The sequence below is a fragment of the Pseudolysinimonas sp. 10J20-29 genome, from assembly GCF_055809595.1.
In genome coordinates this window covers 1895985-1921494 of sequence record NZ_CM147917.1, presented here as the reverse complement: position 1 = coordinate 1921494, position 25510 = coordinate 1895985, and the positions used below count along the sequence as shown (strand labels likewise).

Genomic DNA, 25510 nt, shown 5'->3' with positions numbered 1-25510 from the left:
GGAGCGGCGGCACATCCGGAAGGGGATTCGATGACGCGCGTCGTGATCCTGACCGGCGATCCGGTCGGCGAGCGCATGGCGGGGCCGGCGATTCGGGTCTGGAACATGGCGCGGGAGCTTCAGCGCCACGGGCACGAGGTGCGGATCGTCTCGACCGATCGCGTCGAAGCGTCGGAGGGTGCCGTTCCGGTCTTCGCCGTCGCGGCGGGCGATGATCGAGCCTTCCGCCCGCACGAGCGCTGGGCCGAGGTGATCGTCTTCCAGGGCTACGCGCTCGGCCAGTTCCCATCGCTGCGCTCCACAGACCGGTACCTGGTTGCGGACGTGTACGCGCCGATGCACCTGGAGACGCTGGAACAGGGCACCGGCCTCGCGCCCGCCACCTGGGACCTGCGGGTGGCGACGGCGCGCGACTCGCTCAGCGACCAGCTCGCCCGGGCCGATTTCATCGTCTGCGCCAGCGAGCGCCAGCGACAGTTCTACCTCGGCCACCTCGGTGCGCTCGGACGGATCTCCCCGGCGACGTACGCGGGTGACCGCGATCTGCGCGGGCTCCTGGATCTGGTTCCGTTCGGGCTCGAGCAGGCGCCGCCGACGGCGGGCCCGGCGCTGCGCGGGGTTCGGCCGGGGTTCGACGACGCGTCACAGGTCCTCATCTGGGGCGGCGGCGTCTACGACTGGTTCGATCCGCTGTCGCTGATCCGCGCGGTCGCGCGCGCGCACCAGCAGGTTCCCGACGTGCGGCTGCTCTTCCTCGGAACCCGTCACCCGAAGGTCGACGAGATGGGAATCGTCCGCGAGGCGGTCGACCTGGCGACGGAGCTCGGGGTCGAGGGAACCGCCGTCGTGTTCAACGACACCTGGGTGCCGTATGCCGAACGCGGCGCGTATCTGCTCGATGCCGACTGGGGTGTCAGCACGCACTTCTCGCACGTCGAGACCACCTTCGCGTTCCGCACCCGGATCCTGGACTACCTGTGGGCCGGGCTGCCCATGATCGTCACCGACGGCGACGCGTTCGCCGACCTGGTGCGCGACGAGGAGCTGGGCCTCGTGGTTCCCGCCGACGACGTCGACGCGCTGGCCGACGCGCTGCTGACCGCCTTCGGCGACGCCGAGGCGCGCGAGCGCTACCGCGCCAACGTCGCGCGCGTGCGGGAGCGCTTCGCCTGGTCGGTCGTGCTCGCCCCCCTCGTCGCGTTCGTCGACCACCCGCACCACGCGGCCGACTACCGCGCCGGCCGCGACCGGATGGGGCTCGGACGCGGCCGTGGGGGCCGCACCGCCGGGCCGCTGCACAACGTCCGCATGGCGCTGCACCACCTGAAGCACTCCGGCCCGCGCGAGGTGCTGCGCCGCATCCGAGCCCGCCGCGGGGCCGGTTCATGAGCGGAGCGCGAGGCGTCCCCCTCCGGCGCCGGCTGCTGGCGATCCTCGTACCGGTGCTCGCCGCGCTCTCCCTGCTGGCCTGGGTGTTCGCGTCGCCCGTCGGCAGCGCGCCCGACGACGACTACCACCTGACGAGCACCTGGTGCGCTTCGCCGGGCGCCGGCGAGTGGTGCGCCGAGCCGGCGAACGCGGAGCCCGGCGAGCGGACCGTGCCCGGCGCGCTCGCGGGGATCGCGTGCTACGCCTACGACCCGGAGGCGAGCGCCGGGTGCCAGGGCACGGAGTTCTCCTGGGCCATCACCGACACCGTCGAGACGCGCCGCAGCAACGTCGGCGGCGGGTACCCGCCGGGCTACTACGCGGTCAACGGCCTGCTCGCCTCGAGCGACATCCAGACCTCCGCGGTGCTGATGCGGGTGCTGTCGGCGGCGCTGTTCCTCGGGCTCGGCGCGGCGCTCTGGTTCTTGCTTCCCGCCTTCCGGCGCCCCGCCCTGGTGTGGGGCTGGCTCATCACCGTGGTTCCGCTGGGGCTGTTCCTGATCGCCTCCAACAACCCCAGCGCCTGGGCCGTGATCGGGGTCGGAACGAGCTGGCTCGCACTGCTCGGCTACGTCGAGAGCACGCGACGGTCGCACACCGTTCTGCTCGGCATCAGCTTCACGATCGCGGCGCTGATGGCGGCGGGCTCGCGCGGCGACGCGGCGCTCTACGTCGGCCTGGCGATCGCCGTCGTGGCGATCCTCACGGCCGAGCGCACGCGCCGCTGGGCGCTGCGGGCCGTCCTCCCGGCCATCGTCGGCTTGATCGCGCTGGTGCTGTTCGCCACCGCGCGCCAGTCGCTGAGCGGCCTGCAGGGATTCGGCGGCGCCCCGGCGCCGAGCGGCGGGCTCGACGCCGTCATCACCGGTCCCGCGCTGCTGGCCTACAACATCCTGCACCTGCCGTCGCTGTGGTCCGGCATGCTGACCGAGGGCGGGCTGGGGTGGCTCGACACCCCGATGCCGACCCTCGTCTCCTACGCCGCGGTGGGGGTGTTCCTGGCGCTCGTCTTCGTGGGGCTCTCCCGCATGTGGTCGCGCAAGGCGCTCGCGCTCGCGCTCGTCGGCGCCGTGCTGATCGCGCTTCCGCTGTACGTGCTCCAGGCCGGGGGAGATCGGGTCGGGCAGGAGGTGCAGCCGCGCTACCTGCTTCCGCTTGTCGTGCTCTTCGCGGGTGTCGCGCTGCTCACCCGAGCGGACGGGCGCGCGATCCGACTCACGCCGCTGCAGGCGTGGCTGCTCGCGGCGGCGCTCGCCGGCGCCAACTTCGTCGCGCTGCAGGTGACGATGCGGCGCTTCATCACCGGGATCGACGGGGCGAGCATCGACCTCGCCACGGGCGCCGAGTGGTGGTGGACGGGAGTCGTGAGCCCCAACGTCGTCTGGATCGCGGGCTCCCTCGCATTCGCGGGACTGATGGCTCTCGCCGTCCGGCTGCTGGTGACGCCCGCCGAGGAGCGGGCGCCGCAGGCCGACTAGCGGCTCGGCCGCGGGGCAGCCGGGCGCAGGCGCAGCGAGAGCAGCAGCATCGCGGCGACCCAGCGCAGCGGTGCATCCCGGCGCAGCTGGTCGCGCAGTCGCGGCGTCAGCATGACCGACACGGGGCGGAAGCGCCACCAGGCGTCGAGTGCGCCGCGGAGCGGCGGCGACGAGACCGGTTCGGCTCGAAGCAGCGCGCACAGTCGCGCGTCGCGGGAGGAGAGCGAGCGCTCGAAGCCGGGCGCGGCGTCCTCGGCAAGGGCGAGGAAGTCGGCCGCATCGCGGCAGGCGGCGGCGCGCAGCTCGTCGGTCGCCGCGGCCTTCGTGCGCAGCGCCAGCCCGGGCAGGAGGTGCACGCGGACGAACTTGGTCGCGATCAGGCGGCGGTCGGCGGCCTCAAGCCCGGCGAACCACTCGCCGCCCAGCAGCTCGCGCGTCGCGGCCATCTCCTCGACCAGCGGTCGCGGTGCGCGCGTGACCCGGTCCTGGGCGTCGTCGCCGAGAACGTAGGCCGGGGTGCGCGTGGCGAAGTGCACGGGGCGACCGGAGAACCAGTAGCCGAGCGTGAACGCGAGATCCGAGCCGTTGCCGGGCGCGGTCCCGAATCCGATGCTCAGCTCCTCGGCCGTGCGGCGGGAGAACAGCCCCCGCAGGGCGCTGCGATAGGGGAGACGGTCGCGTCGCGGATCGAGCGCGCCGCGGTGCCCGGGGCGCAGCGGCGGGTTGCGCACCGGGCGTCCGCTCGCGTGCCGCTCCGGGGCGATGATCGCCGCCGCGTCGTGCCGTTCCGCGAGCGCCAGCCACGACGTCAGGGCGCCCGGCTCCAGCCAGTCGTCGGAGTCGATGAAGCTGACGTAGCGCGCCTGCGATGCCGCCATCGCGTCGGCGCGGGGCCCCGCGGGGGTCGACCGGCCGTCGTGGCATTCGAGCAGGTGGACGTCGGCGCGCTCCTCCGGCGAGAGGGAGTCGGCGATCACCTTCGCCGCCACGTTGTGGCAGACCACCGTGATGCGAAGCCGCTCGCCGAGCGCCGCCGTGTCCGGGCGGAGTGAGCGCAACGTTCGCCCGAGCGGCCGGGAGGGGTCATGCACCGGAATGATGACCTCGACGGCGGGAGTGCGGCTCACGAGCGGTCAGCCCCGGTCGTCGAGCCGCGACTCGAGCTCGCGAATCCGATCGCGGAGCTTGGCGTCGGTGAGCGCCAGCTCGCGGGCGAGCTGCGTGTTGGCCTGCGAGAGCCGAACCGAGCGCTTGTACTCGTTGACCGCGTAGAGCAGCCCGCCGAGGATCGCGAGGTAGAACAGCAGGTCGGAGCCGCGACCGACGCCGGCCAGGCGCGCGAGCGAGGTCAGCAGGTCGGGCCAGATGATGGCGACGATGCCCGCCAGCAGTCCGGCGAGCATGACGAGGCGGCGAATCGCGAGCTGGCGCGGGCCGGGCGTCGAGCGCAGCAGGTATCCGGCGATCACGAGCAGCGCGACGACGAGGACGATCTGGAACCACATATGTCAGAGGTCTCTTTCGAGGTCGGGGGTCAGCTCGCGATGAGGTCGACGAGGATGTTCACGGAGTTGAGCAGCGACTGCCCCTTGGCCCGGGAGTAGTCGGTGTAGATGACGTGGACGGGGTGCTCGGCCCACGGCAGCCGCGTTCGGCCCAGCTGGACGACGATCTCGGTGGCGTGAGCCATGCGGTCCTGCACGAGGTTGATGCGCGCCGCCGCGTCGCGCCGCAGCACCCGCAGGCCGTTGTGGGCGTCGGTGAGCTTGAGCCCGGTGCTGACGTTGGTGATCGTGACGGCGGTCTTCAGGACGAGGGTCTTCAGCGCGCCCGGTTTGGTGCGCTGGTCCAGGAACCGCGATCCGAAGACGATCGCGAGGTCCTCCTCGCGTGCCCGCGCGACCATCGCGATCGCGTCATCGACGCGGTGCTGGCCGTCGGCGTCGAACGTGACGATGAACTCGGTGCTCGGCTCGCTCAGCGCGTAGCTGATGCCGGTCTGCAGGGCGGCGCCCTGACCGAGGTTGCGGGGGTGGCGGACGACCCGGGCGCCGGCGCGTGCCGCGGCCTCCGCGGACCCGTCGCTCGAGCCGTCATCCACGCACACGACGGCGCCGAAGTGCTCGAGGAGCTCGGTCACCACGTCGCCGATGATGGTCGCTTCGTTGTAGAGCGGGACGACCACCCACACCGCCGGATCCGGGGCGCGCTGGGGTGAGGAAGAGGTGCTGAGCATGGGTGCCATTCTGACAGAGGACGCTAGCCTGATCGGTGCCATGCGAATCCTGATTGCGACGAGGCTGTTCGTCCCCGAGACCGGCGTCGCAGCGGTGCGGCTCGCCGCCCTCGCGCGGGAGCTCGTCGAGCGAGGGCACACCGTCAACGTCGTCACCTCGCGGCCGCCGCGCGGACTCGCCGCGACGGACGAGCCTGGCATGACCATCCGGCGCTGGCCCGTGCTGCGGGATCGCAGCGGCGCCGTGCGCGGCTACGTCTCGTATCTCAGCTTCGACGTGCCGCTGTTCTTCCGCCTGCTGCGCGCCCCGCGCCCGGACGTCATCGTCGTGGAGCCGCCGCCGACCACCGGGACGGCCGTGCGCTGGGCGGCCGGGATTCGCCGGATCCCCTACGTCTACTACGCGGCGGACATCGTCTCGGATGCGGCCGCTCAGGCCGGGGTGCCCGGCGCCATCGTCGCCGCGGTGCGCTGGATGGAGTCCCGGGCGCTCCGGCACGCGGCTCGGGTGCTCGCGGTCTCCTCGGTGTTCGCCGAGCGGGTGCGCGAACTCGGCGCCGCGCCCGAGCGCGTCGTCGAGATCGGCAACGGCGCGGACACCTCGATCTTCCGCCCCGAGGGCCCGCGCCAGCACTCCGAGGTGCCCTACGCGCTCTACGCCGGCACCGCCTCGGACGCGCACGGGGCCGAGATCTTCGTCGACGCGATCGGCAGCGTCGACGGCCTGCGCCTCGTCTTTCTGGGCTCGGGTTCGCGCATCGAGGCGATCCGCGCGCAGGGGCGACGTCTGGATCCCGGCCTGGTGACGGTGCTCGCGCCGGTGCCGCCGGAGGAGGCCGCAAGCTGGCTGCGCGGGGCGGCGGTGGCGCTGTCGAGCGCCTCCCCGCCGTCCGGGAGTCGTGCCGCCTACCCGTTCTTCCCCGCGAAGCTGCACGCCGCGGTGGCCGCCGGCACGCCGGTGCTGCACGCCGGCGGAGGCGCCGGAGCCGCCTTCGCCGAGGCGGCCCCGCTCGGATCGGCCGTGCCCTACGACGCGACCGCGATCGCCGCAGAGCTGCGAGCGCCGAGCGCGTGGCCTCGCGAGCGAGGAGGACCGTGCCGCCCTTGCGGCGTGGGCGGCTCCCCGCGTCGCGCTCACGGCGGTGGCGAAGACCGCCGCCGATGCGGTCGAGAGCGCTACGCCGACCGCGACTGGCGGATGAGCTCCAGCACCTCGGGCGTGTAGGTCGCCTGCAGCTGCGGATCGTTGCCGCCCTGGCGCAGGTTCGTGGCGAACAGCGACACCTTCTGGCTGCCCGGGATCTCGGGGAAGTGGCGCGGCAGACGCGACAGCTGGTGGATCGACGCCCCTGAGGAGACCGAGGTGAAGTGCAGACCAGACATCGTCGCTGCGCGGGGCCGTTTTCAGGAAGGCCTCTCCCGCGGCGGTCAGGGCGTCGAGCACGTGCGGCGGGTAGAGCACCCCGGAGACGCCGGTCGGGAAGTGGTGCAGGCCCGGGCGGGTCGAGTAGCACAGCGGCCAAGTCGAGTACGAGGTCATGGCGGTGCCCTCGAACGTGAACTCGCGGGCGCGGTAGCAGTGCACCGCGTCGGGGGCGGTGCGATGCGCGGCGACCAGCCGCTTGAGCCACCAGCCCGGGTACAGGACGTCGTCGTCGGCCGTCACGAGGGACTCGCCGGGCTCGCGCAGGGCCAGCGTCGGATAGAACTTCTTGTACGGCCCGAGGTCGCGCGTCGCACGCACCTCCAGGCCGCGGTCGCGAAGGCGGCGAAGCTCCTCCGGCGGATCGGTCGCGGTCGACTCATCGTCGACCCACAGGATCAGCCGGCGCGGCCGCACCTGGCCGGCGGCGATCGACTCGATCGTGAGGTGCACCTTCGCCAGTCGCGCGCCGTAGGTGGTCAGGCTGACGACCACGGGCGCGGTTCCGGTGACGGGGGAGGTCGAGGATCGGTTCCGGCGCGCGAAGCGGCGGACCAGGCCCGGCGCGCGCAGCATCCCGAGCGCGCTCTCCGCCGTCGAGGCGAGACGCCAGAAGCGGGCGCCGAGGCTGAGTCGCGGGGTCGGGCGGGGGTCGGTCACGGGGTGGCCTTTCTGCGCAGCAGGTTGTTCAGCATCACACGGAGTTCGCGCAGGTCGTTCACTTGGAAGGCGTAGAACGACCGGATCGGCACGCCGAAGCGCCGGCGCAGGAACACCATGCACAGGTTTCCCGCGACGACATTGCCCGCGAGGGTGGCGAATGCGACGCCGAGAGCTCCGAACGGCGCCGCGAGGAGAGCCACCAGCACCACGTTCACGGTGACGGCGATCGCCAGCGCCGCGCTGCGCAGTTCCGGCTTGCCGCGCGAGCTCAAGGCCACGCCGGCGACGGAGCCCGGGTTGCCGAGCACGACGGCCAGCAGCAGGACCCACAGCACCGGAACCCCCGCGGCGAAGCCCTCGCCGAACAGCAGCGGGAACGCCCACGGCGAGACCACGGCGATCCCCAGCGCGATCGTGAAGGTGATGAGGGTCGACAGCCTCGACGCGAGGGCGATGCGGCGCTCCTGCGGGCTCTCGGATTCCGCGGAGAACAGCACCTCGCGGATGGCCGTGTTGAACACGAGCGCCACTTCGCTCACGCTCGCGGCCACCGCATACAGTCCGAGCTGCTCGAGCGTCGACAACGGCGTCATCACGACCTGATCGACCCGCGCCATCAGCGCGCCGGCCGCGGTTCCGAGCCAGATCCGGAATCCGTAGCTCACCACCGAGACGCGTTCGCCGCTCGCCTCGGGGAGCGGGGCGGCCGAGGCGGCACCGCGCCGCGGCCACAGGAACACGACTCCGCTCAGGAAGTTCGTCACCGCGAAGACGATCGTGGCAGTGAGGGGCGTGAGCAGTCCGGGGAGGAACAGCACCAGCACGCCGATGAAGCGGAGGACGGCGCCGAGGATGCGCTCGAAGGCGATCCGGTGCCACAGGTGGTGGCCGGCCGCGATTCCGCGCAGCCCGGAGACGAGGAGCGAGGGGATGATTCCGGCGCCGGCGATCGTGATCAGGGCGGCCAGGCCCTCCTCGTCCTGCGCGAGCACCGGCGCGAGCGCCGCCACGATCCCCGAACCGAGCACGCCCGCCAGGGCGAGCACGATGAATCCGCGCCGGACGAGCTGCCGGGCGCCTCCGACGCGGCGGGCGATGTAGTGGGTGAATGCGTCCGGCACCCCGAAGGTCAGGATCGCGGTGACGAGCATGAGCGGTGCCGTGGCGGCCGCGAGCTCGCCACGGCCGGAGACCCCGAGTCCCAGCGCGAGAAGGGGCTGCGTCGCGAGGGCCAGGACCGGCGGAATCAGCTTGCCCACCGTGTTGATCGCGATGCTGCGGCTGACTGACACCTCGAACCCATCCTGCGGGCTGCTCGGACGCCCCGCACAACTCTATCGACACGCCGGTGTACCCCGAAAAGGCGCCTGTTGGAAATGTGACACGTGGGGTTATTGTTGTTTCGGCAGTTCCGGAACCTGGGGAGGGGGCGACATGCTGCGTTATCGCTCGTCGTCTCGATCCCGTTTCTCTCCGGTGAAAGCCGTCGCCGGCGCCGCCTCGGCCGCGCTGCTGGGCACGCTGCTGACCGTCATCGGCCCGGGCGTCACCGAAGCCGAGGCCGCCGTCGCGAGCGAGTTCGACGCCGGCTACATCATCAGCGACGATCTGTTCTTCGACGACGACGCGATGACCGAATCGCAGATCCAGTCGTTCCTGGAAGCCAAGTCGGGCACCTGCAGCAACTCCTCGTGCCTCGACATCCTGCGCGTCGACACGAGCGACAAGTCGTCGAGCTGGGCGTGCAAGGCCTACTCGGGGGCCGACAACGAACGCGTCTCGACGATCCTGTACCGGATCCAGTCGCTGTGCGGGATCAGCGCGCGCGTGCTGCTCGTGACGCTCGAGAAGGAGCAGGGGCTCGTCTCCTCGCGCGCTCCCACCTCCGTTCAGCTGAAGATCGCGATGGGCTACGGCTGCCCCGACACCGCCCCGTGCGACACCGCCTATTACGGCATCGACAACCAGATCTACTGGGCCGGTCGCGCCTTCGGCTACTACCGCATCCACAACCCCAACGCCTCGGGCGAGTACCGCGGATCCGATGGGCACGAGGTCGGCACGCAGGCGGTGCGCTACCACCCCTCGGCCAGCTGCGGCTCGAAGACGGTCACCATCCGCAACGAGGCCACGGCCGCGCTCTACAACTACACGCCGTACACCCCGAACTCCGCGGCGCTCGACAACCTCTACGGCACCGGCAACTCGTGCTCCTCGTACGGCAACCGCAACTTCTGGCGGATCTACACGGACTGGTTCGGCAGCCCCACCGGGCAGCTCTCGTCGGACGTGACCGCGTCGCGCGTCTACGGCGACGACCGCTACGAGACCTCGGTTGCGGTCTCGCAGAGCGCCTATCCCGACCCGGAGTCGGTCTCCGTCGTCTTCGTCGCGAGCGGCGAGAACTTCCCGGACGGCCTCGCGGCCGGCCCCGCGGCGGCGATCGCCGGCGCTCCGCTGCTGCTGACCGAGAAGTCGTCGCTTCCCTCGGTGACTCGCGCCGAGATCGAGCGACTCGCGCCGGACATCATCTACGTCGTCGGCGGAACGCCCGCGGTCTCGTCCTCGGTCGCATCGAAACTGAATGCGATCGCACCCGTGACCCGGCTCTCGGGCGATGATCGCTACGCCACCGCGCGGGCGATCGCGCGCGCCGCGTTCCCGGACGGCGCCGATGAGGTCTTCATCGCCATCGGCAACAACTTCCCGGATGCCCTGGCGGCGAGCGCCGCGGCCGGCATGCTGGGCGCCCCGGTCATCCTGGTGCCGTCGTTGGCGAGCTCCGCGGATTCGGCCACCCGAAGCCTCATCGCCGACCTGGGGGCCACGCGCGTGGTCGCCGCGGGAAGCAAGAGCGTCATCAAGAGCAGCTATCTGACCTCGCTCAAGTCCGGCACCTCGGTCACGGAGCTGATCCGGCTCGGCGGCGACGACCGCTACGACACGGCCACGCTGATCAACGAGTACGCCTTCCCCGAGGCGACCGCCTCGTATCTGGCGTATGGCGTCAACTTCCCGGATGCGCTCTCGGCGGCGGCCGTGGCTGGCGCGCAGGGCGCCGCGCTGCACCTGTCGCCGGGCTCCTGCCTGACCTCGTCGTCGGTCGCGCACCTCACGTCCGCGGGCGTCGAGCAGCTCGTGTTCGTCGGCAGCAAGAAGGTTCTCACCTCCTCGGCGTACAGCTTCAAGCCCTGCTGAGTCGGTTAGTCTCGGCGTCGTGCGCGTTCTCGTCACCGGGGGATCCGGCTACATCGGGGCGCACGTCGTTCGCCTTCTCGCGGAGCGCGGCGACCAGCCGGTCATCGTCGACGACTTCGTCTCCGGCGTGCGCGACCGCGTCGCCGACTGGCCGCAGCTGGCGTGCGACCTCGCCGACGAGACGGCGACGGACGCCGTGTTCGAGTTCCTCGTCGAGCACCGGGTCGAGGCGATCATCCACTTCGCCGCGCGCAAGCGCGTCGACGAGTCGGTCGAGCGGCCCGACTGGTATCGCGCGCAGAACGTCGGAGGCCTGACTCACCTCCTCGCCGCCGCCGAGCGGGCGCGCGTGTCGCGCCTGGTGTTCTCGTCGACCGCCGCCGTCTACGCCTCTGCCGCGCGGCCGGTGCGCGAAGACGACGAGACGCGGCCGGCCAACCCCTACGGCGAGACGAAGCTCGAGGGCGAGCGCCGCGTCGCCGAGTTCGCGGAGCGCACGGGTGCGCGCGCCGTGAGCCTGCGCTATTTCAACGTCGCCGGGGCGGCCAGTCCCGACCTCGCCGATGTCGGCGCGTACAACCTCGTGCCGATGGTGTTCGATCGCCTCGACGCGGGGCAGCCGCCGCTGATCTTCGGCGACGACTACGACACCTCGGACGGCACCTGCGTCCGTGACTACATCCATGTCGCCGACCTCGCCGGGGCCCACCTCGTCGTGCTCGATGCGCTGGTCGGCGAGGCGCCGACCTCGCCGGTGTACAACGTCGGCACGGGGCGCGGCGCCAGCGTCCGCGAGATGGTCGACGCGATGCTGCGCGTGAGCGGATCGACGCTGGAGGCGGAGGTGCGCGATCGCCGTCCCGGCGATCCGGCGATCGTGGTGGCCGATCCGTCGCGCATCCGCGACGAGCTCGGCTGGACCGCGCGCTGGGGCGTCGACGACATCGTCGGCTCCGCCTGGGCGGCGCGTCAGGCCTGAGGGGTCAGGCCCGCGGGGTCAGGCCTGAGGGGTCAGGCCTGCGTGGTCAGGGCTGAGCGGTGGGAGCCGAGCTGAGCGCCGTGCGCCAGCTGAGCTCCTGCGAGGCCTTCATGCAGCAGACGACGAAGATCAGCCAGCCGAAGTCGACCAGGACGGTGCTCTCGGCGGCCGAGAGCACGATCAGCGCGACCAGCACCGTGGCGGGCCACGCGTAGACGACGCTGCGGCGGCGACCGGCCAGCAGCCAGGATCGCGCGGCGGCGAGCCCGACGAGTCCGGTGAACAGCGCCAGGCCCACGAGTCCCAGTTGGAACCAGACGTCGACGAACGCGTTGGAGGCCGACAGCGGGTCGTGCGCCGTCGGCGTGGTGATGGCGATGAACGGGACGAGTTCGCGATCCCAGCGCCCGATCCAGCCCCAGCCCTCGAGCGGGTTGATGTTCGACAGCGCCGAGACCTGACGCCACACGGTGAGGCGATAGTTGATCTCGCCGCTCGCGTAGAGCAGATCGACGACCCAGGAGCGCGACAGCCACGCGACGACCGCGAGCACCGCGCCGGCGCCGAGCACGGAGAGCTGCCAGGCGGGGCGTCGCTCCGGACGCACGCGGCGCACGAGATACACGGCGGCGGCGGCGAGCAGCACGATCGCCGCCGCGACGTAGATGATCGGCGACGCCGTGAGCCCCATCGTGAGCAGTGCGGCGGCGCTCGACAGGCCCCCGACCAGCGGCGTCACCGATCGGGTGCGCCACTCGATGACGAACGTCACCGCGCCGATGATCGCGAGCAGCCCGAGCTGATTGCGGGTGGAGGCGATCCCGGTGATCGGCCCCAGCTCGGCGATGCGGCCGTCGATCGCGAGGAACCTGATGGGGGCGTCGATGAGGATGCCGGAGAACACCTCCAGGATGAGCGAGGCGGCGAGCATGACGCGCAGCACGTCGCCGGTGGCGCGCACGATCTGGATGGTGTCGCGCGAGAGTGCGATGTACAGGGCCAGGAGCGTGAAGGCGCCCAGATATGCCAGCCCGCCGAGGGTCGCCCACTGGTACTCGCTCCAGATCAGCGACAGCACCGCCCAGCCGAGGAAGCCGAGCAGCGACAGCGGGAGCACGCCGCGCCACGCGATCTCGCGGCGGCGCGCGGCGAAGGAGGCGGCCATGAGCAGACCGAGCGTCACGAGGATCGCGACCAGCCCCGGCCAGCCGATCAGGCGACGCACGAGGAACGTCGAGGCGGCGACCCCGATCGCGGCGGTCGTCAGCGCGGCGGTGACCCGCGGCGACGCGGCGAAGGCGATCAGCGTCGGCGCGAGCCGTACGGGCCACCGCGGGGGCGTCACCGGGCGTCCACCCGCACTCGCGTCAGGCTCGAGGTGCCGAGCGCGACCACCACGAGCAGCGCCCAGCCGAGCTCCGTCAGCAGTCGGCTCTCGGCGAGGCTCTGCAGCAGCAGCGCCACCATCAGCAGCAGCGGCGCCAGCGCGACGGGTGCGGGCACCTCCGCGTCGATCGCGGTGAGCCAGGCCCGCAGCGTCGTCCAGGCGACGAGCCCGAGGAACGCGACGAGCCCGAGCACGCCGAGCTGCAGGAACACGTCGACCCAGGCGTTGTGCGCCTGGAGATAGGTGACGCCGCGGATGACGACCAGGTCGTTCAGCGGCTCGGCCCACGGGGCCCAGTAGCCGACCCATCCCCAGCCGGCGACGGGGCGCTCCAGCGCCAGCTGCGTGACGGACTCCCAGATGCCGAGACGGTTGGTGAGGTCCGGGCTCCGGCCGAGCAGCTCGAGCAGCGGCGCCCGGAACACGACGGCGGCCGCGGTGCCGAGCGCGGCGAGCGCGACGCCGGAGACGACCAGGATGCGGCGCGCCGTGCCGTGGCTGCGGCGCACGAGCAGCACGAAGACCGCGACGGCGGCCACGGCCACGCCGGCGAGGATGACCGTCGTCGACCGGGTGAGCGCCAGCGTGCCGAGCGCGACGAGACCCCACAGCACGAGCCACGCGGGGGAGGCCTCCCGGGCTGCCAGCTGCACGGCGAACACCACCACCGCGAGAAGCGCGATCATCGCCAGCAGGTTGGCGTTGCCGACGATGCCCTGGATGCGATCGCCCTCCAGGAGTGCGTTGCGCGACCAGTAGAACGCCGCCGGGATCTTCTCCAGTCCGGACCAGTCCACCCAGAACGGCAGCACGCGCTCGCGGATGACGGTCGCGACGACGACCTCGAACACGAGCGAGAGCCCGAGCACCCAGCGCAGCGCCGTCCCGAGCGCCGCCAGCGCATCCCGTCGCGGAAGCGCGGTCGCGACGAAGACCCCGAACGCGGCCGTGGCCAGCAGTGCGGCGACCCCCGCGGCGCTCGCCGACGGGTACGCCGACCAGGCGATCGAGACGGTGGCGAGGGCGACGAAGACGAGCAGCGTCGCCGGCAGGTCGCGCAGCCGGAGGCGCAGCCGGACCAGTTCGACCACCACGGCGATCAGGATCAGGGCGACGATCGCCCCCCAGCCCCACCACGACAGCAGGTTGCGCCAGAAGTCGCCGGCGGCGAGAGTGAAGAAGCCCAAGGTGGCGAGGATGCGGTGGTAGCTGCTCGCCTGTTCCATGGTGCTCAGGTTATCGGGGTGCGTCCCCCGCCGTGTCGCGGGCGACCATCCCGTCGAGCAGATCGGCGAAGTCCGACGACATCATCTGCGGCGTGCAGCGGCGCGCGTGATCCCGAGCGCTCCGGCGGGCGTGCCGCGATCGGTGGAAGCCGCTGCGCAGCAGTTCGGAGATGCTCGCATCCGCATCGTCGATGTCGTAGAACCGCACCCAGGCCTCGTTCGCGAACGCGTCGACGAGGTGCGGCAGTCGAGGAAGGATGCACGGCACCCCGTAGGTGGCCGCCAGCTCGACCGAGCCGGAGTTGAGGACGCGCCGGTACGGGACCACCATGACGTCGGCGGCCGAGAACCAGGTGGCGACCTCCTCGTCGGGGATCGAGGCAGGCACCACCGTGTGCGGGAAGGCGGCGCCCTCGAGGCGGCCGAGGATCCCGTCGAGGTCGACCTCGCGGCTCGGCTTCCCGGCGAGCAGGCGCTGGCCGCGATAGCCCTCGGTGCGCGCCCGCTCCATCGCCGAGAGGAGCAGTTCGACGCCCTTGTAGGGGCGGATCCGCCCGAAGAACAGCACCGCGTCGCGGAATGGCTTCGCGCCGAGTGCGCGCCGCGCCGCGGACCGCCGACGGCGCGGGCCGTAGACGCCGAGGTAGCTCGAGTGCGGGATCCGTGCGACGGCGCGCGGCGTTACGCCGGTCAGCGCCTCGACGACGTCGGGACGACCGAGGACGTGCACGACCGAGGCGAGCTCGCAGAGTTCGCGCTGGAGTCGCCGGGCGGCGTCGACAAACCGCGCGTCGTGCGGGTGCTCATTGTGGACCGTCCACACCACGTGGGCGCCGCGCTCACGCGCCTGCCGAAGCTCGGCGGCGACGAGCTCGGCACGGTGCAGCGCGTCGGCGTCGTCGGCGCCGCCTTCGGTGATCGGAGCCGTCGAGTGCACGTGGAGCACGGTCGTGGGCGAGGCGGCCCGGATCTCGTCCAGGAAGGCCTCGCAGAAGCGCGTTCCGCGGTTCTGCCAGCCCCGGTCGCGCGCCTCGGCGCTCAGCATTCGCTGGTACGGATTGCCCCGCCACTCGGGAAAGGTCACGAGCGTTCGCGGCGCGCTCGACTCGGCTTCGGGGGCTTCGCTGTGGGCAGGGCTCGTCACGCGAGAGGGTCTTCCGGGTCGTCGACAGCGTCGGCCCCAGTATGCGACATGTCCTCAGCGCCCGCCAGGCGAGCGGCCCCGACTACACGAAGGCGGCGGCTCCGGTGAGCGCGCGCCCGACGATGAGCGAGTTCATCTCCTTGGTGCCCTCGTAGCTGTAGAGCGCCTCGGCATCGGCGAAGTGGCGCGCGGCGCCGTAGTCGAGCACGATGCCGTTGCCGCCCATCGACTCGCGCGCCCAGGCGACGGTCTCGCGCATCCGGCTCGTGGCGTAGGCCTTCGCCAGGGCCGCGTGCTCATCCTTCTGGGTGCCCTCGTCCTGCATGATCGACACCCGCGTGCACATCGCGATCGAGGCGGTGATGTTGCCCATCATGTTGGCGAGGTGCTGCTGGATGAGCTGGTGCTGCGCGATCGGCTTGCCGAACTGCTCGCGCTCGGTGGAGTAGCGCAGCGCCGCCTCGAAGGCGCCGACCGACACCCCGACGGCAGCCCACGCGACCTCGGCGCGCGTGAGCCGCAGCACGGCCGCGGTGTCGCGGAAGGAGTTGGCGTTCTGCAGGCGCAGCTCCTCCGGCACGCGCACGTCGGTGAGGGTGATGTCGGCGTTCTGCACCATGCGCAGCGCGATCTTGTTCTCGATCTTGGTGGCGACGTAGCCGGGCGTCGAGGTCGGCACGAGGAACCCCTTGACCTGCCCGTCGGCGGTGTCCTTCGCCCAGATCACGGTGATGTCGCTGAACGTGGCGTTGCCGATCCAGCGCTTGGCGCCGTTCAGCACCCACTCGTCGCCCTCGCGCGTGGCCGTGGTGCGGAGCCCGCGCGCCGAGTCGGAGCCGGAGAGCGGCTCGGTGAGCCCGAACGCGCCGATCACCTCGCCGCGGGCGAGCCGGGGAAGCCACTCGGCCCGCTGCTCGGCGCTTCCGGCGACGCCGATCGAGCCCATCGCCAGGCCGTTCTGGACGCCGACGTAGGTCGAGATCGAGGCATCCACCCGCGACATCTCGAGCGCCGTCCACCCGCGATACAGCGCCGAGTTGTCGAAGCTCTTGGTCTCGTCCCACTGCATGCCGAACACCGGCTGGGTGTGGAAGGCGGGAAGGAGGTGACGCGGGAACTCGGCGCGCTCCCAGTGCTCGTCGACGATCGGGGCGACGTCGGCCTCGAGCCAGCGGCGCAGGCCGGCGAGCGCCTCCTTCTCCGGCGCGCTGAGCTGGTCCTCGAATCCGTAGAAGTCGCTCACGAGGGGACTGAATGTCATGGTGGCCTCCGCCGGTGTCGTCGTCGAACACCGGGAGCCTACGCGCGCGACCCGAGGCACCCAAAGGGGTTGGTACTTTGGTGCAACGCCACCCGCCCGAGGAGACCTTGTGTTCGTCGAAATCACCAACACCCCGCGCGACTACGCCTGGGGCTCGCGCACCGCGATCGCGGAGCTTCTGGGGCGCGAGCCGAGCGGGGGGCCCGAGGCCGAGCTGTGGCTCGGAACCCATCCCGGGTCTCCGGCGCGCATCGTGGGGGAGGACCGCACGCTCGCTGAGGCGGTCGACTCGCCGCTGCCGTTCCTGCTGAAGGTGCTCGCGGCGGGCGCGCCGCTGTCGCTGCAGGCGCATCCGACGCCGGAGCAGGCGCGCGCCGGTTTCGAGCGCGAGAACGCCGCGGGGGTGCCCGCGGACGCGCCGTTCCGCAACTACAAGGACGTGCACCACAAGCCCGAGCTGATCTTCGCGCTCTCGCCCGAGTTCCGCGCGCTGAGCGGCTTCCGCACCGTCGCCGAGACGCGATCCGTGCTCGCGCCCGTCGCCGACGACGCCCGGATCGCGCCGCTGATCGAACGGATCGGCGACGACGCCGCGCTGCGCGAGGTGTTCCAGTGGCTGATCTCGCGCGGGGAGGGGGTCGACGACCTGATCGCCGCCGTCGTCGAGGCGTCCGCCGTCTGCGAGGGGCCGTCCTGGCACACCGTGCGGAGTCTCGCCGAGCACTACCCGGGCGATCCGGGAATCGTGATCTCGCTGCTGCTGCACACCGTCGTGCTGAAGCGGGGCGAGGTGCTCTACCTGCCTGCCGGCAACATCCACGCCTACCTCGAGGGCCTCGGCATCGAGCTGATGGCCGCGAGCGACAACGTGCTGCGCGGCGGCCTCACGCCCAAGCACATTGACGTCCCCGAGCTGCTCAGCGTGCTCGACTTCCGGCCGCTGCCGGCGCCCTACCTCGACCCCGAGGAGCCGGAGCCGGGGGTGCGCGTGTTCCGGCCGGACGTGCCCGACTTCCGGCTCACGGTCGTCGATGCGACCGCGCTCCAGCGCGGCGTGGCGCTGCCGCTGGCGGGTCCGGCGATCGTCCTCGCCCTCGACGGCGAGGTCCGGCTGGGCGACCGCACGCTCGCCGCGGGCGCGAGCGCCTACCTGGAGGGCGAGCCGGGGCTGACCGCCACCGGCAGCGGCACGCTCATCGTCGCCTCCTGACGGCGATCGCGGCTCACGCGGAGGCGCGCTCGCCGAAGGCTCGGCGGTAGGCGGTCGGCGTCGTCTGAAGGGTCTTCAGAAAGTGGTGCCGCATCACGGCCGCCGTGCCGAAGCCGACCTTCTGGGCGATCTGCTCGAGCCCCTCGCCGCTGTGCTCGAGCAGTTCGCGGGCGCGCAGAATGCGCTGCGCGTTGACCCAGGCGGCGGGCGTCTCGCCCACCTCGGCCCGGAATCGGCGCGCGAAGGTCCGCGTCGACATCAGGGCACGTCGCGCGAGCTGGTCGATTGTCAGATCCTCGTCGAGGTGGCCGAGCATCCACTCGAGGACGCCCGCGAGCGAGTCGTCCGTGACCTCGGCGACGGGGGTCGGAATGTACTGGGCCTGCCCGCCGTCGCGCTGCGGGGGCACGACCATGCGGCGCGCGATCACGTTGGTGGCGGCCGCGCCGTGCTCGACGCGCACCACGTGCAGCGCGGCGTCGATGCCGGCCGCGGTTCCCGCTCCCGTGACGACCTTGCGGTCGTCGACGAAGAGCACGTCGGCGTCGACGGTCGTCGCCGGGAACTCGCGCTCCAGGCGATCCGAGTACATCCAGTGCGTCGTCGAGCGGCGCCCGTCGAGGATGCCCGCCTGGGCGAGCACGAAGGCGCCGCTGCACACGCTCAGCACCCAGGCGCCGCGCGCCTCGGCGGCGCGGATCACGTCCAGGTAGCGCTCATCGATCGGCCCGATCGCCTGCGCGGTGACCGCGACCAAGTCGGCGTCGGCGGCGGCCGAGAGGTCGTCGGTGACCACCATGTCGAATCCGAGGCTCGTGCGGACGGGCCCGGGGTCGGCGGTGGCGATCGTGAATCGGAACGCCGGGGCACCGCTGTCGCTGCGGTCGATGCCGAACACTTCGCAGATGACGCCGAACTCGAACGGCGCGACGCCGGGGATGGCGAGCAGGACGACCTTCTGCAGCACGACGCCTCCTGGCGGAAAATCGATGAACACTGGCAATCCTGCCACTCGCGGCACTTTCTCGCAATTCATAGATTTTCTGCCATGGCACTCATTCTCCTCTCCCTGCTCGGCGGCGCGGCGTTCGCTGCGACGATCGCCACGCTGGTCGTGGTCGCCCGCGACGGCTACCGTCCGATTCCCACGCGGACGCCCCGATAGCCTGAAGGCATGACCTGGCTTGTCACCGGCGGCGCCGGCTACATCGGCGCGCACGTCGCACGCGCGCTCCTCGACGCCGACATGGCGTGCGTGGTGCTCGACGACCTGTCCAGCGGTCGCGAGAGCTTCGTCCCCGCGGGCACGCCGTTCGTGCGCGGCAGCATCCTCGACGGCGGGCTCGTCGAGCGCGCCCTCGACGGCCACGAGGTGACCGGCATCATCCATCTCGCCGGGTTCAAGTACGCCGGGGTGTCCGTGCAGCGGCCCCTGCACACCTACGAGCAGAACGTGACCGGATTCGCCCGGCTGCTTGCCGCCGCCGTCGATCGCGGCGTCGAGCGGGTCGTCTTCTCGTCCAGCGCCGCCGTGTACGGCACACCCGACGTCGACCTCGTCACCGAGGACACCGCCAAGGCTCCCGAGTCGCCGTATGGCGAGTCGAAGCTCATCGGCGAGTGGATGCTGCGCGATCTCGAGATCTCGAACGGTCTGCGCCACACCAGCCTCCGCTACTTCAACGTCGTCGGCTCGGGCGATCCGACGGTCTACGACACGAGCCCGCACAACCTCTTCCCGCTGGTGTTCGACGCACTCGTCGACGGGCGCACGCCTCGGATCAACGGCGACGACTATCCGACCCCCGACGGCACGAACGTGCGCGACTACATCCACGTCGCCGACCTGGCGCTGGCCCACGTGGCCGCCGCCCGGCGTCTCGAGACGGGTGAGCCGATCGAGACCGCGTACAACCTCGGCAGCGGGGACGGCGTCTCGGTCCGGGAGATCATGACCGCCGTCGCGCGGGTGACCGGAATGGCATTCGAGCCCGAGATCGGTCCGCGTCGGGCGGGCGATCCCGCACGGATCGTGGCCGCCGGCGACCTCGCCGCGCGGGACCTCGGGTGGCGCATGCGGCACTCCCTGGAGGAGATGGTGGAGAGCGCGTGGCGCGCTCGGCTGACCGCAGCCGACACGCCCGGCGCGTCGTAACGGGCAAAACCCGCGCGACTAAATATGATGCGCGACTTGACGTGGGCTAATCACAACGGTGTAATTATCACCAACGACGCAGCGCCCGAACGGGAGCAACCATGGGGGGGCGTCGCGAGAGGAGGGTGACATGGCCGCGAACGAGTATCGCCCCAATGTCCCCAATGACTGGTTTGTCGATCCGGTGCGCCTGGGGGTGCCGGGCCTGCGACCGATCGCTGCCGACGACGACGAGAACGCCCTCTCCTGGCAGAGCGACGCGCTCTGCGCCCAGACCGATCCTGAGGCCTTCTTCCCGGAGAAGGGCGGCTCGACCCGTGACGCGAAGAAGATCTGCACCACCTGCGAGGTGAAGGCCGAGTGCCTCGAGTACGCCCTCGCCAACGACGAGCGCTTCGGCATCTGGGGCGGCCTCTCCGAGCGCGAGCGCCGTCGCCTTCGCCGCAGCCGCACCGCCTGATCCATCCCGGGATCCGGGGCCCGCGCGCTGAGTGATCGCCGGGCCGTGCGTGTCGTCCGGTCCGCGCGGCGCGCGCCCGCTTAGCCTTCACTCGATGCAACCCCGAGTCACCGCGATCCTGGTCGTCCGCCGCGACGATCGCGGCCTCGACCGCGCGCTCGCGGCGATCAGCGCCCAGACCCGACGGGTCGACGCCCTCATCACGGTGGATGCGGCGGTCGACCCGCATCTCACCGAATCGCTCGCGGCCGCCGCCCCCGCCCGCCAGGTCTCGGCGCGCGGCACCGGCATGGGCGATGTGCTGGCCCCGGCGCTGCGCGCCCTCGGGCCGGTCGAATCGCGCGACGAGTGGCTGTGGCTTCTCGCCGACGACAGCATCCCCGCACCCGACGCGCTCGAGCGCATGCTGGCCGCCGTCGAGATCGCGCCCTCGGTCGCCGTCGCCGGGCCCAAGCTCGTCGACCCCGACGATGCCGGCATGCTGCGCTCGTTCGGCGAGACGGTGTCCCCGTGGGGTGCGACCGTCCCGCTCGTCGAGGATGAGCTCGATCAGGCGCAGTACGACCGCGGCCCCGACGTCCTGGCCGTCCAGACCGCGGGCATGTTGGTGCGCCGTGCGGTCTTCGACGAGGTCGGCGGCTTCGATCCGGGGCTGCCCCAGGTGGATGCGGGACTCGACTTCTGCGTTCGCGTCCGTCTCGCCGGCCATCGCGTCATCCGCGTCGCGGGAGCACGCGTGGCGCGCGCCGTGCGACCGGAGGATGCGGCACGGCGCACGCCGGCCTCCGCTTCGACGCGTCGCCGGCTGGCCCGTGTCGCGCAGCTGCATCGCCGGCTGGTCTGGGCTCCGGGCTGGGCTCTGCCGTGGCTGTGGCTCGCCCTGGTGCCGACGGCGCTCGTGCGCGCCCTCGGCCAGCTGCTGGCCAAACGACCCGGCGCGGTGTTCGGCGAGATCGGCGCCGCGCTGCGTGCCGCCTTCGACGGCACGGTGCCGGGCGCCCGCATCCGGCTACGCCGCGGTCGCCGGGTCGGCTGGGCCGCGATCGCCCCGCTGCGCATGTCGTGGAGCGAGCTGCGCGAACGCCGTGCGGCCTCCCGCGAGCGCGAGCGCGAGGCGCGCGGGCAGTCGCTCGAGATCGTGCGCTCCGGCTTCGTGGCGGGCGGCGGGGTGGCGCTGCTGGTGGTGTTCGCCGTGCTCGGGACGGCGATGCTGTGGCGTCTCGTCGGCGCCGCGGCGCTCACCGGCGGAGCGCTGCGCCCCCTGAGCGCGACCGTCGAGCTCCTCTGGTCGAACGTCGTGGGGCGATCCGCCGACACCGTGCTCGGCTGGGCTCCCGCCGATCCCTTCACGGTCATGCTCGGCGTGCTCGGCTCGCTCATCTGGTGGGATCCGTCGCTCTCGCTCGTCGCCCTGTGGTTCGCGGCGATGCCGCTCGCCGCACTCGGGGCGTGGTGGTGCGCGACGCGCGTCAGCGAGCGGGTCGCACCGCCGCTCGTCGCCGCCGTGCTGTGGGGGCTCGCGCCCCCGCTCATCTTCGCGCTCGCCGACGGACGGCCCGGCGCGCTGCTCGCCCACGTGCTGATCCCGTGGCTGATCTTCGCCGGCATCGAGGCGGTGCGCTCGTGGAGCGCCGCCGCCGGGGCCGCGCTGCTGTTCGCGGCCGTCGCGGCCTGTGCGCCGTCCCTCGCCCCGGCGCTGCTGCTGCTGGTGCTGCTCGCCATCGCGCTCCGCCCGCGCTCCGTGCTGCGTCTGGTCGGCATCCCCGTGCTGGGCCTGGCGATGCTCGCGCCCCTCGCCGTGGTGCAGATCACGCGCGGCACGCCGTTCGGGATCTTCGCCGACCCGGGAGTGCCGACGGCGTTCGCGCAGCCGAGCGGCTGGGAGCTGCTGCTCGGGCATCCCGCCGCCGGTCTCGACGCCTGGGGAGCCGCGCTCGGCCTCGTCGGCGCGGATGGGTCGCTCGCCGCCGCCGCGAGCCTCGCTCTGCCGGCGCTGCTGCTGGTGCCGCTCGGACTGCTCGCCCTTCTCTCGGTCGTCCTGCCGGGCGCGCGCCGCGCGATTCCCGCGCTCGCGATCGCCGTCATCGGGCTGGCCACCGCCGTCGCCGCGGCCCACCTGACCGTCGCGACCGCCGGCGCCGAGGCGATGACGCCGTGGCCCGGCTCGGGACTCAGCCTCTACTGGTTCGGGATCGTCGCCGCGGCGGTGCTGGCGATCGACGCGCTCCGACCGATCTCGGTCGTGGCGACCAGCGTGCTGATCGCCCTCGCGGTCGTCGGGGTCGCGCCCGCCGTCGTCGCGGTGGCCCTCGACGATTCGCCGGTGGTGACCGCGGGGGAGCGCACCCTGCCCGCGCTCGTCGCCGCGGAGGCGGCGGGGGATCCGAGCCTCGGCACGCTCGTGATCGAGGCCCAGGCCGACGGGTCGATCGCCGTCCGCATCGAACGCGGCGCCGGCACGACGCTGGATGCCATCTCGACGCTCGACGCCACCGACCTGGCGAGCGACGCGACGGCGCGCACCGAGGAGGAGCTCCTGCTGGCGGAGCTGGCCGGCAACCTGGCCTCGTTCGGAGGCTTCGACCCCACCGCCGCGCTCGAGGAGTTCGGCATCGGGTACGTGCTGCTGCCGACCGTCGACGCGGACGCGACCGCCACCGCCCAGCGCGTCACGGAGGCCCTCGACGCGAACTCACGGCTCGTGGCGATCGGCGAGACGACGTCGGGTGCGCTGTGGCGCACCGAGGTTCCGCGAGCCACGACGTCGGAGTCGGAGGGCGTCGGCGTTATCGCGCGGGGCACGCTGGCGCTGCAGGCGGGCATCCTCCTGATCACGGTGCTGCTGGCCCTGCCGACGGGTCCGCGCCGTCGCGTGGTGAGCCCCGCCGCGCTCCCCGGCGAGGATCCCGCCGACACGTTCGCGGAGGACGACAATGCCTGAGCCGACGCAGTCCGACACGCCGCAGCCGGAGCCGACGCCGGGTTCCGACACGCGGCATGGGCCCGGAGCCGTCGGCCGCGCCGTCCGCGTCGGCGGACGCGTCGCCGCGGGGACCGTCGCTCTCGCCGTCGCGGCGGCGACGGTCGCGGCCGTCGGGCTCGTCTCGGTGCCGGACATCGGCGCGACCTCTGCCGGAATCGTGGTGACCCCGGAGCCGGCCGATCAGCTGCGCGTGTGCTCGGGCGGGCTCGTGCGCTTCGGCGATGAGACCGGCGGCAACGCAGAGACGGCGGTCGCGGTGTCGAGCGCGGAGCTGGTCGCGGCGGCGAGCGGCGCCTCCGCCAACGAGACCGTGCTCGCGGACCCGGGGGTCGATCTGAACGGTCTGGACGCCGCGCCGATCGTCGTCTCGGCGCCCGCGGGCGACGGCGTGCTGCTCGCCGGCGCCACCGCGCAGACGTCCGCCGTCTCCGCCTTCTCCGGACTCGCGGCCTCGCCGTGCGTCGAGCCGAGCGGCTCGACCTGGCTGGTCGGCGGCTCGCTGAGCCTGGGGCGCAGCACCGCCCTCGTGCTGAGCAACCCGAGCGACGTGGACGCCGAGGTGACGCTCCGGCTGTGGGGCGAGACCGGCGCGCTCACCGCGCCCGGGCTCAGCGGGATCTCCGTCCCGGCGGGGGCGCAGCGCGTCGTCTCGCTCGCCGGGTTCGCGCCCGGCGTCGCCTCGCCCGTGGTCGAGGTCGAGGCGCGCGGCGGGCGGATCACGGCAGCCCTCCAGCAGTCGATCGTGCGCGGTCTGGACGACGGCGGCGTCGAGATCATCGGCTCGACGGACGAGCCGGGCACCTCGCTCGTGATCCCCGGTGTGCGCATCGAGGACTCGCTGGGCGTCAGCCGGGCCAGCGCGCGCGAGGACTGGGGCGACGCGAGTGCGGCGATCCGGCTCCTGATCCCGGGCGACGAGGAGGGCTCGGTCACCGTGCGGGTCGTGGCGGAGCCGATCGACGGCGCCGCGGCCGAGGTGGTGTCGACCTTCGCGCTCGAACTCGAGCCGCAGCGCGTCGCCGAGGTCGATCTCGGCGCCGGGATCGATGCCGAAGCGCTGTCGGCCCTGCCGGACGGCATCTACACCGTCTACGTCGACGCCGAGGTCCCCGTGGTGGCCGCGGCGCGGGCGACGACGGCCGTCGACACGGGTTCGGATGATGACGCGGCGCTCGATCCCTTCGTGGCGGCGCCCGCGAGCGACTTCGCCTGGTTCGCCGCGGCGCCCGCGCTGCCCGCCGACCTCCTCGTCGCGGTCGCGAACGCGCCGCAGCCGATGATCACGCTCGTGAACCCGACGGACGCCGCTGTGAGCTTCGCCGTCGCGACCGTCGGGGGCGTGACCGCCGACTTCGTCGTGCCGGCGGGGTCGGCGATCTCGTCGGCCGTGACCGCCGGCGCCACCCTCCGGGTGAGCGGTGCCGCCGGGCTGCGGGCCTCGCTCAGCTACGCCGAGGCGGGCGAGCTCGCCTCCGGGGTGCTCCTCGGGTCGCGCCCGCTCGCCGACCCGATCACCGTCTACCCGTAGCGAGGCGCGCGCGCAGCCGGGGCGGACGACTCCACGCGGCTCAGAAGTGCCGGTAGCGCTCCGGCGCGATGTCCCAGGGGTCCTTGCCGAGCAGTTCGGCGACGGCCCGGAACACGCAGCTCTCGATGAGCGAGCGCCGGTGCCAGTCGTCGTCGCGGTGCAGCCGCGTCAGCCGTTCGATCGGGATGCGGTAGAGCACGATCGCGCGCGCCCGCCGATCAACATGCCAGCGATCCACACCGGAGGCGGCGAGCGGTCCGGTCGGCGCGTTGGCGATGTGCACCGTCACGTTCGCCAGCTCGTTCGGCCACAGGTCGCGCACGTATTCCAGCGACGATGAGACGCAGTTGTCGAAGAATCCGACCCGCGACCGCAGCAGCGGAAGATGGGGGCCGGTCACCGCGGAGCGCAGCCCGCGCCCGTGCCGGTCGCGGCCTCGACCGCGGGCGACCGAGTCGAGGGAGCGGGAGACCGGGCGGGGCATGTCGCCAGTGTACGACGCGGATCGAGGGGTAGCCTGGCACTCGTGACGAGTCGGCCGTGCAGCAAGGTCGCCTGCGGCGAGGACGCCGTGGCGACGCTCACCTATGACTACGCGGACGCGATGGCGGTGCTCGGTCCGCTCGCCGGTCGGCACGAACCGCACAGCTACGACCTGTGCGCGCGCCACGCGGAGCGGCTCTCGGCCCCGCAGGGCTGGCAGGTCGTGCGGCACTCGATCTCGCGCAACACGGTCGCCTGAGGAGCGGGC

22 protein-coding genes are annotated in these 25510 nt (G+C 72.5%); 11 read left to right on the top strand and 11 right to left on the bottom strand.

Features of this window, described 5'->3' with window-relative positions; translation table 11 throughout:
• The first annotated feature begins 30 nt into the window (after window positions 1-30).
• Both AC0L6Y_RS09345 and AC0L6Y_RS09340 read left to right on the top strand, forming a co-directional pair.
• A complete protein-coding gene (locus tag AC0L6Y_RS09345) occupies window positions 31-1389 on the top strand; it encodes a glycosyltransferase family 4 protein (protein WP_473551362.1) in 1359 nt (452 codons plus the stop codon).
• Window positions 1386-2906, top strand: a complete 1521-nt coding sequence (locus tag AC0L6Y_RS09340; protein WP_473551359.1) for a DUF2142 domain-containing protein — start codon at window positions 1386-1388, stop codon at window positions 2904-2906. The genes AC0L6Y_RS09345 and AC0L6Y_RS09340 overlap by 4 nt, the downstream gene beginning before the upstream one ends.
• On the opposite strand, the gene AC0L6Y_RS09335 is transcribed toward AC0L6Y_RS09340, so the two are convergent.
• From AC0L6Y_RS09335 to AC0L6Y_RS09325, 3 genes are read right to left on the bottom strand one after another with little or no spacing between them, the layout of a single operon-like run.
• Complete coding sequence (locus tag AC0L6Y_RS09335; RefSeq protein WP_473551356.1) at window positions 2903-4033, bottom strand: glycosyltransferase family A protein; 1131 nt, start codon at window positions 4031-4033, stop codon at window positions 2903-2905. The genes AC0L6Y_RS09340 and AC0L6Y_RS09335 overlap by 4 nt on opposite strands.
• Before the next feature lie 6 nt (window positions 4034-4039).
• Window positions 4040-4411, bottom strand: a complete 372-nt coding sequence (locus AC0L6Y_RS09330) for a DUF2304 family protein (protein ID WP_473551353.1) — start codon at window positions 4409-4411, stop codon at window positions 4040-4042.
• A gap of 29 nt (window positions 4412-4440) precedes the next feature.
• Window positions 4441-5142, bottom strand: coding sequence for a glycosyltransferase family 2 protein (locus tag AC0L6Y_RS09325; RefSeq protein WP_473551350.1), 702 nt, complete (start codon window positions 5140-5142; stop codon window positions 4441-4443).
• A gap of 40 nt (window positions 5143-5182) precedes the next feature.
• On the opposite strand from AC0L6Y_RS09325, the gene AC0L6Y_RS09320 reads away from it, so the two are divergent.
• Complete coding sequence (locus AC0L6Y_RS09320) at window positions 5183-6367, top strand: glycosyltransferase family 4 protein (RefSeq protein ID WP_473551347.1); 1185 nt, start codon at window positions 5183-5185, stop codon at window positions 6365-6367.
• Here AC0L6Y_RS09320 and AC0L6Y_RS09315 read toward each other — a convergent pair.
• Window positions 6319-6525, bottom strand: coding sequence for a hypothetical protein (locus AC0L6Y_RS09315; protein ID WP_473551343.1), 207 nt, complete (start codon window positions 6523-6525; stop codon window positions 6319-6321). The two genes, AC0L6Y_RS09320 and AC0L6Y_RS09315, sit on opposite strands and share 49 nt — an antisense overlap.
• A 696-nt stretch (window positions 6526-7221) precedes the next feature.
• Window positions 7222-8520: an oligosaccharide flippase family protein gene (locus AC0L6Y_RS09310; protein ID WP_473551341.1), complete on the bottom strand. Its 1299-nt coding sequence runs from the start codon at window positions 8518-8520 to the stop codon at window positions 7222-7224.
• Window positions 8521-8704: 184 nt separating this feature from the next.
• Between AC0L6Y_RS09310 and AC0L6Y_RS09305 the strand changes: the two genes are divergently transcribed.
• Window positions 8705-10426 carry a cell wall-binding repeat-containing protein gene (locus AC0L6Y_RS09305; RefSeq protein ID WP_473551338.1) on the top strand — a complete coding sequence of 574 codons (1722 nt, stop codon included), beginning with the start codon at window positions 8705-8707 and terminating at the stop codon, window positions 10424-10426.
• 19 nt (window positions 10427-10445) lie between these two features.
• On the top strand, window positions 10446-11405 hold the full coding sequence (gene galE, locus AC0L6Y_RS09300; protein ID WP_473551335.1) for a UDP-glucose 4-epimerase GalE: 960 nt from the start codon (window positions 10446-10448) through the stop codon (window positions 11403-11405).
• A gap of 46 nt (window positions 11406-11451) precedes the next feature.
• Here galE (AC0L6Y_RS09300) and AC0L6Y_RS09295 read toward each other — a convergent pair whose 3' ends face one another.
• From AC0L6Y_RS09295 to AC0L6Y_RS09280, 4 genes are all read right to left on the bottom strand, one after another.
• Window positions 11452-12750, bottom strand: a complete 1299-nt coding sequence (locus tag AC0L6Y_RS09295; RefSeq protein ID WP_473551332.1) for an O-antigen ligase family protein — start codon at window positions 12748-12750, stop codon at window positions 11452-11454.
• Window positions 12747-14018, bottom strand: coding sequence for an O-antigen ligase family protein (locus tag AC0L6Y_RS09290; protein WP_473551329.1), 1272 nt, complete (start codon window positions 14016-14018; stop codon window positions 12747-12749). Before AC0L6Y_RS09290 ends, AC0L6Y_RS09295 begins: the two co-directional genes overlap by 4 nt.
• A 10-nt stretch (window positions 14019-14028) precedes the next feature.
• Window positions 14029-15162 carry a glycosyltransferase gene (locus tag AC0L6Y_RS09285; protein WP_473551326.1) on the bottom strand — a complete coding sequence of 378 codons (1134 nt, stop codon included), beginning with the start codon at window positions 15160-15162 and terminating at the stop codon, window positions 14029-14031.
• Window positions 15163-15244: 82 nt separating this feature from the next.
• Window positions 15245-16423, bottom strand: coding sequence for an acyl-CoA dehydrogenase family protein (locus AC0L6Y_RS09280; protein ID WP_473551324.1), 1179 nt, complete (start codon window positions 16421-16423; stop codon window positions 15245-15247).
• A gap of 109 nt (window positions 16424-16532) precedes the next feature.
• Here AC0L6Y_RS09280 and manA point away from each other — a divergent pair, with 109 nt between their 5' ends.
• Window positions 16533-17633, top strand: coding sequence for a mannose-6-phosphate isomerase, class I (gene manA, locus AC0L6Y_RS09275; protein ID WP_473551321.1), 1101 nt, complete (start codon window positions 16533-16535; stop codon window positions 17631-17633).
• Window positions 17634-17646: 13 nt separating this feature from the next.
• Here manA and AC0L6Y_RS09270 read toward each other — a convergent pair whose 3' ends face one another.
• On the bottom strand, window positions 17647-18630 hold the full coding sequence (locus AC0L6Y_RS09270) for a GlxA family transcriptional regulator (protein WP_473551318.1): 984 nt from the start codon (window positions 18628-18630) through the stop codon (window positions 17647-17649).
• A gap of 177 nt (window positions 18631-18807) precedes the next feature.
• On the opposite strand from AC0L6Y_RS09270, the gene galE (AC0L6Y_RS09265) reads away from it, so the two are divergent.
• The 4 genes from galE (AC0L6Y_RS09265) to AC0L6Y_RS09250 all read left to right on the top strand — a co-directional run bounded on the left by galE (AC0L6Y_RS09265) (window position 18808) and on the right by AC0L6Y_RS09250 (window position 24759).
• Window positions 18808-19788 carry a UDP-glucose 4-epimerase GalE gene (gene galE / locus AC0L6Y_RS09265; protein ID WP_473551316.1) on the top strand — a complete coding sequence of 327 codons (981 nt, stop codon included), beginning with the start codon at window positions 18808-18810 and terminating at the stop codon, window positions 19786-19788.
• Window positions 19789-19918: 130 nt separating this feature from the next.
• Entirely contained in the window at window positions 19919-20248 is a 330-nt protein-coding gene (locus AC0L6Y_RS09260; protein WP_473551313.1) for a WhiB family transcriptional regulator, read from the top strand.
• A gap of 94 nt (window positions 20249-20342) precedes the next feature.
• Window positions 20343-23189: a glycosyltransferase family 2 protein gene (locus AC0L6Y_RS09255; protein WP_473551309.1), complete on the top strand. Its 2847-nt coding sequence runs from the start codon at window positions 20343-20345 to the stop codon at window positions 23187-23189.
• Window positions 23182-24759, top strand: a complete 1578-nt coding sequence (locus AC0L6Y_RS09250; RefSeq protein ID WP_473551305.1) for a DUF5719 family protein — start codon at window positions 23182-23184, stop codon at window positions 24757-24759. The genes AC0L6Y_RS09255 and AC0L6Y_RS09250 overlap by 8 nt, the downstream gene beginning before the upstream one ends.
• Before the next feature lie 40 nt (window positions 24760-24799).
• On the opposite strand, the gene AC0L6Y_RS09245 is transcribed toward AC0L6Y_RS09250, so the two are convergent.
• On the bottom strand, window positions 24800-25243 hold the full coding sequence (locus AC0L6Y_RS09245) for a metallopeptidase family protein (RefSeq protein WP_473551302.1): 444 nt from the start codon (window positions 25241-25243) through the stop codon (window positions 24800-24802).
• Window positions 25244-25285: 42 nt separating this feature from the next.
• Here AC0L6Y_RS09245 and AC0L6Y_RS09240 point away from each other — a divergent pair, with 42 nt between their 5' ends.
• Window positions 25286-25501, top strand: a complete 216-nt coding sequence (locus tag AC0L6Y_RS09240) for a DUF3499 family protein (protein WP_473551298.1) — start codon at window positions 25286-25288, stop codon at window positions 25499-25501.
• Window positions 25502-25510: the final 9 nt, after the last annotated feature.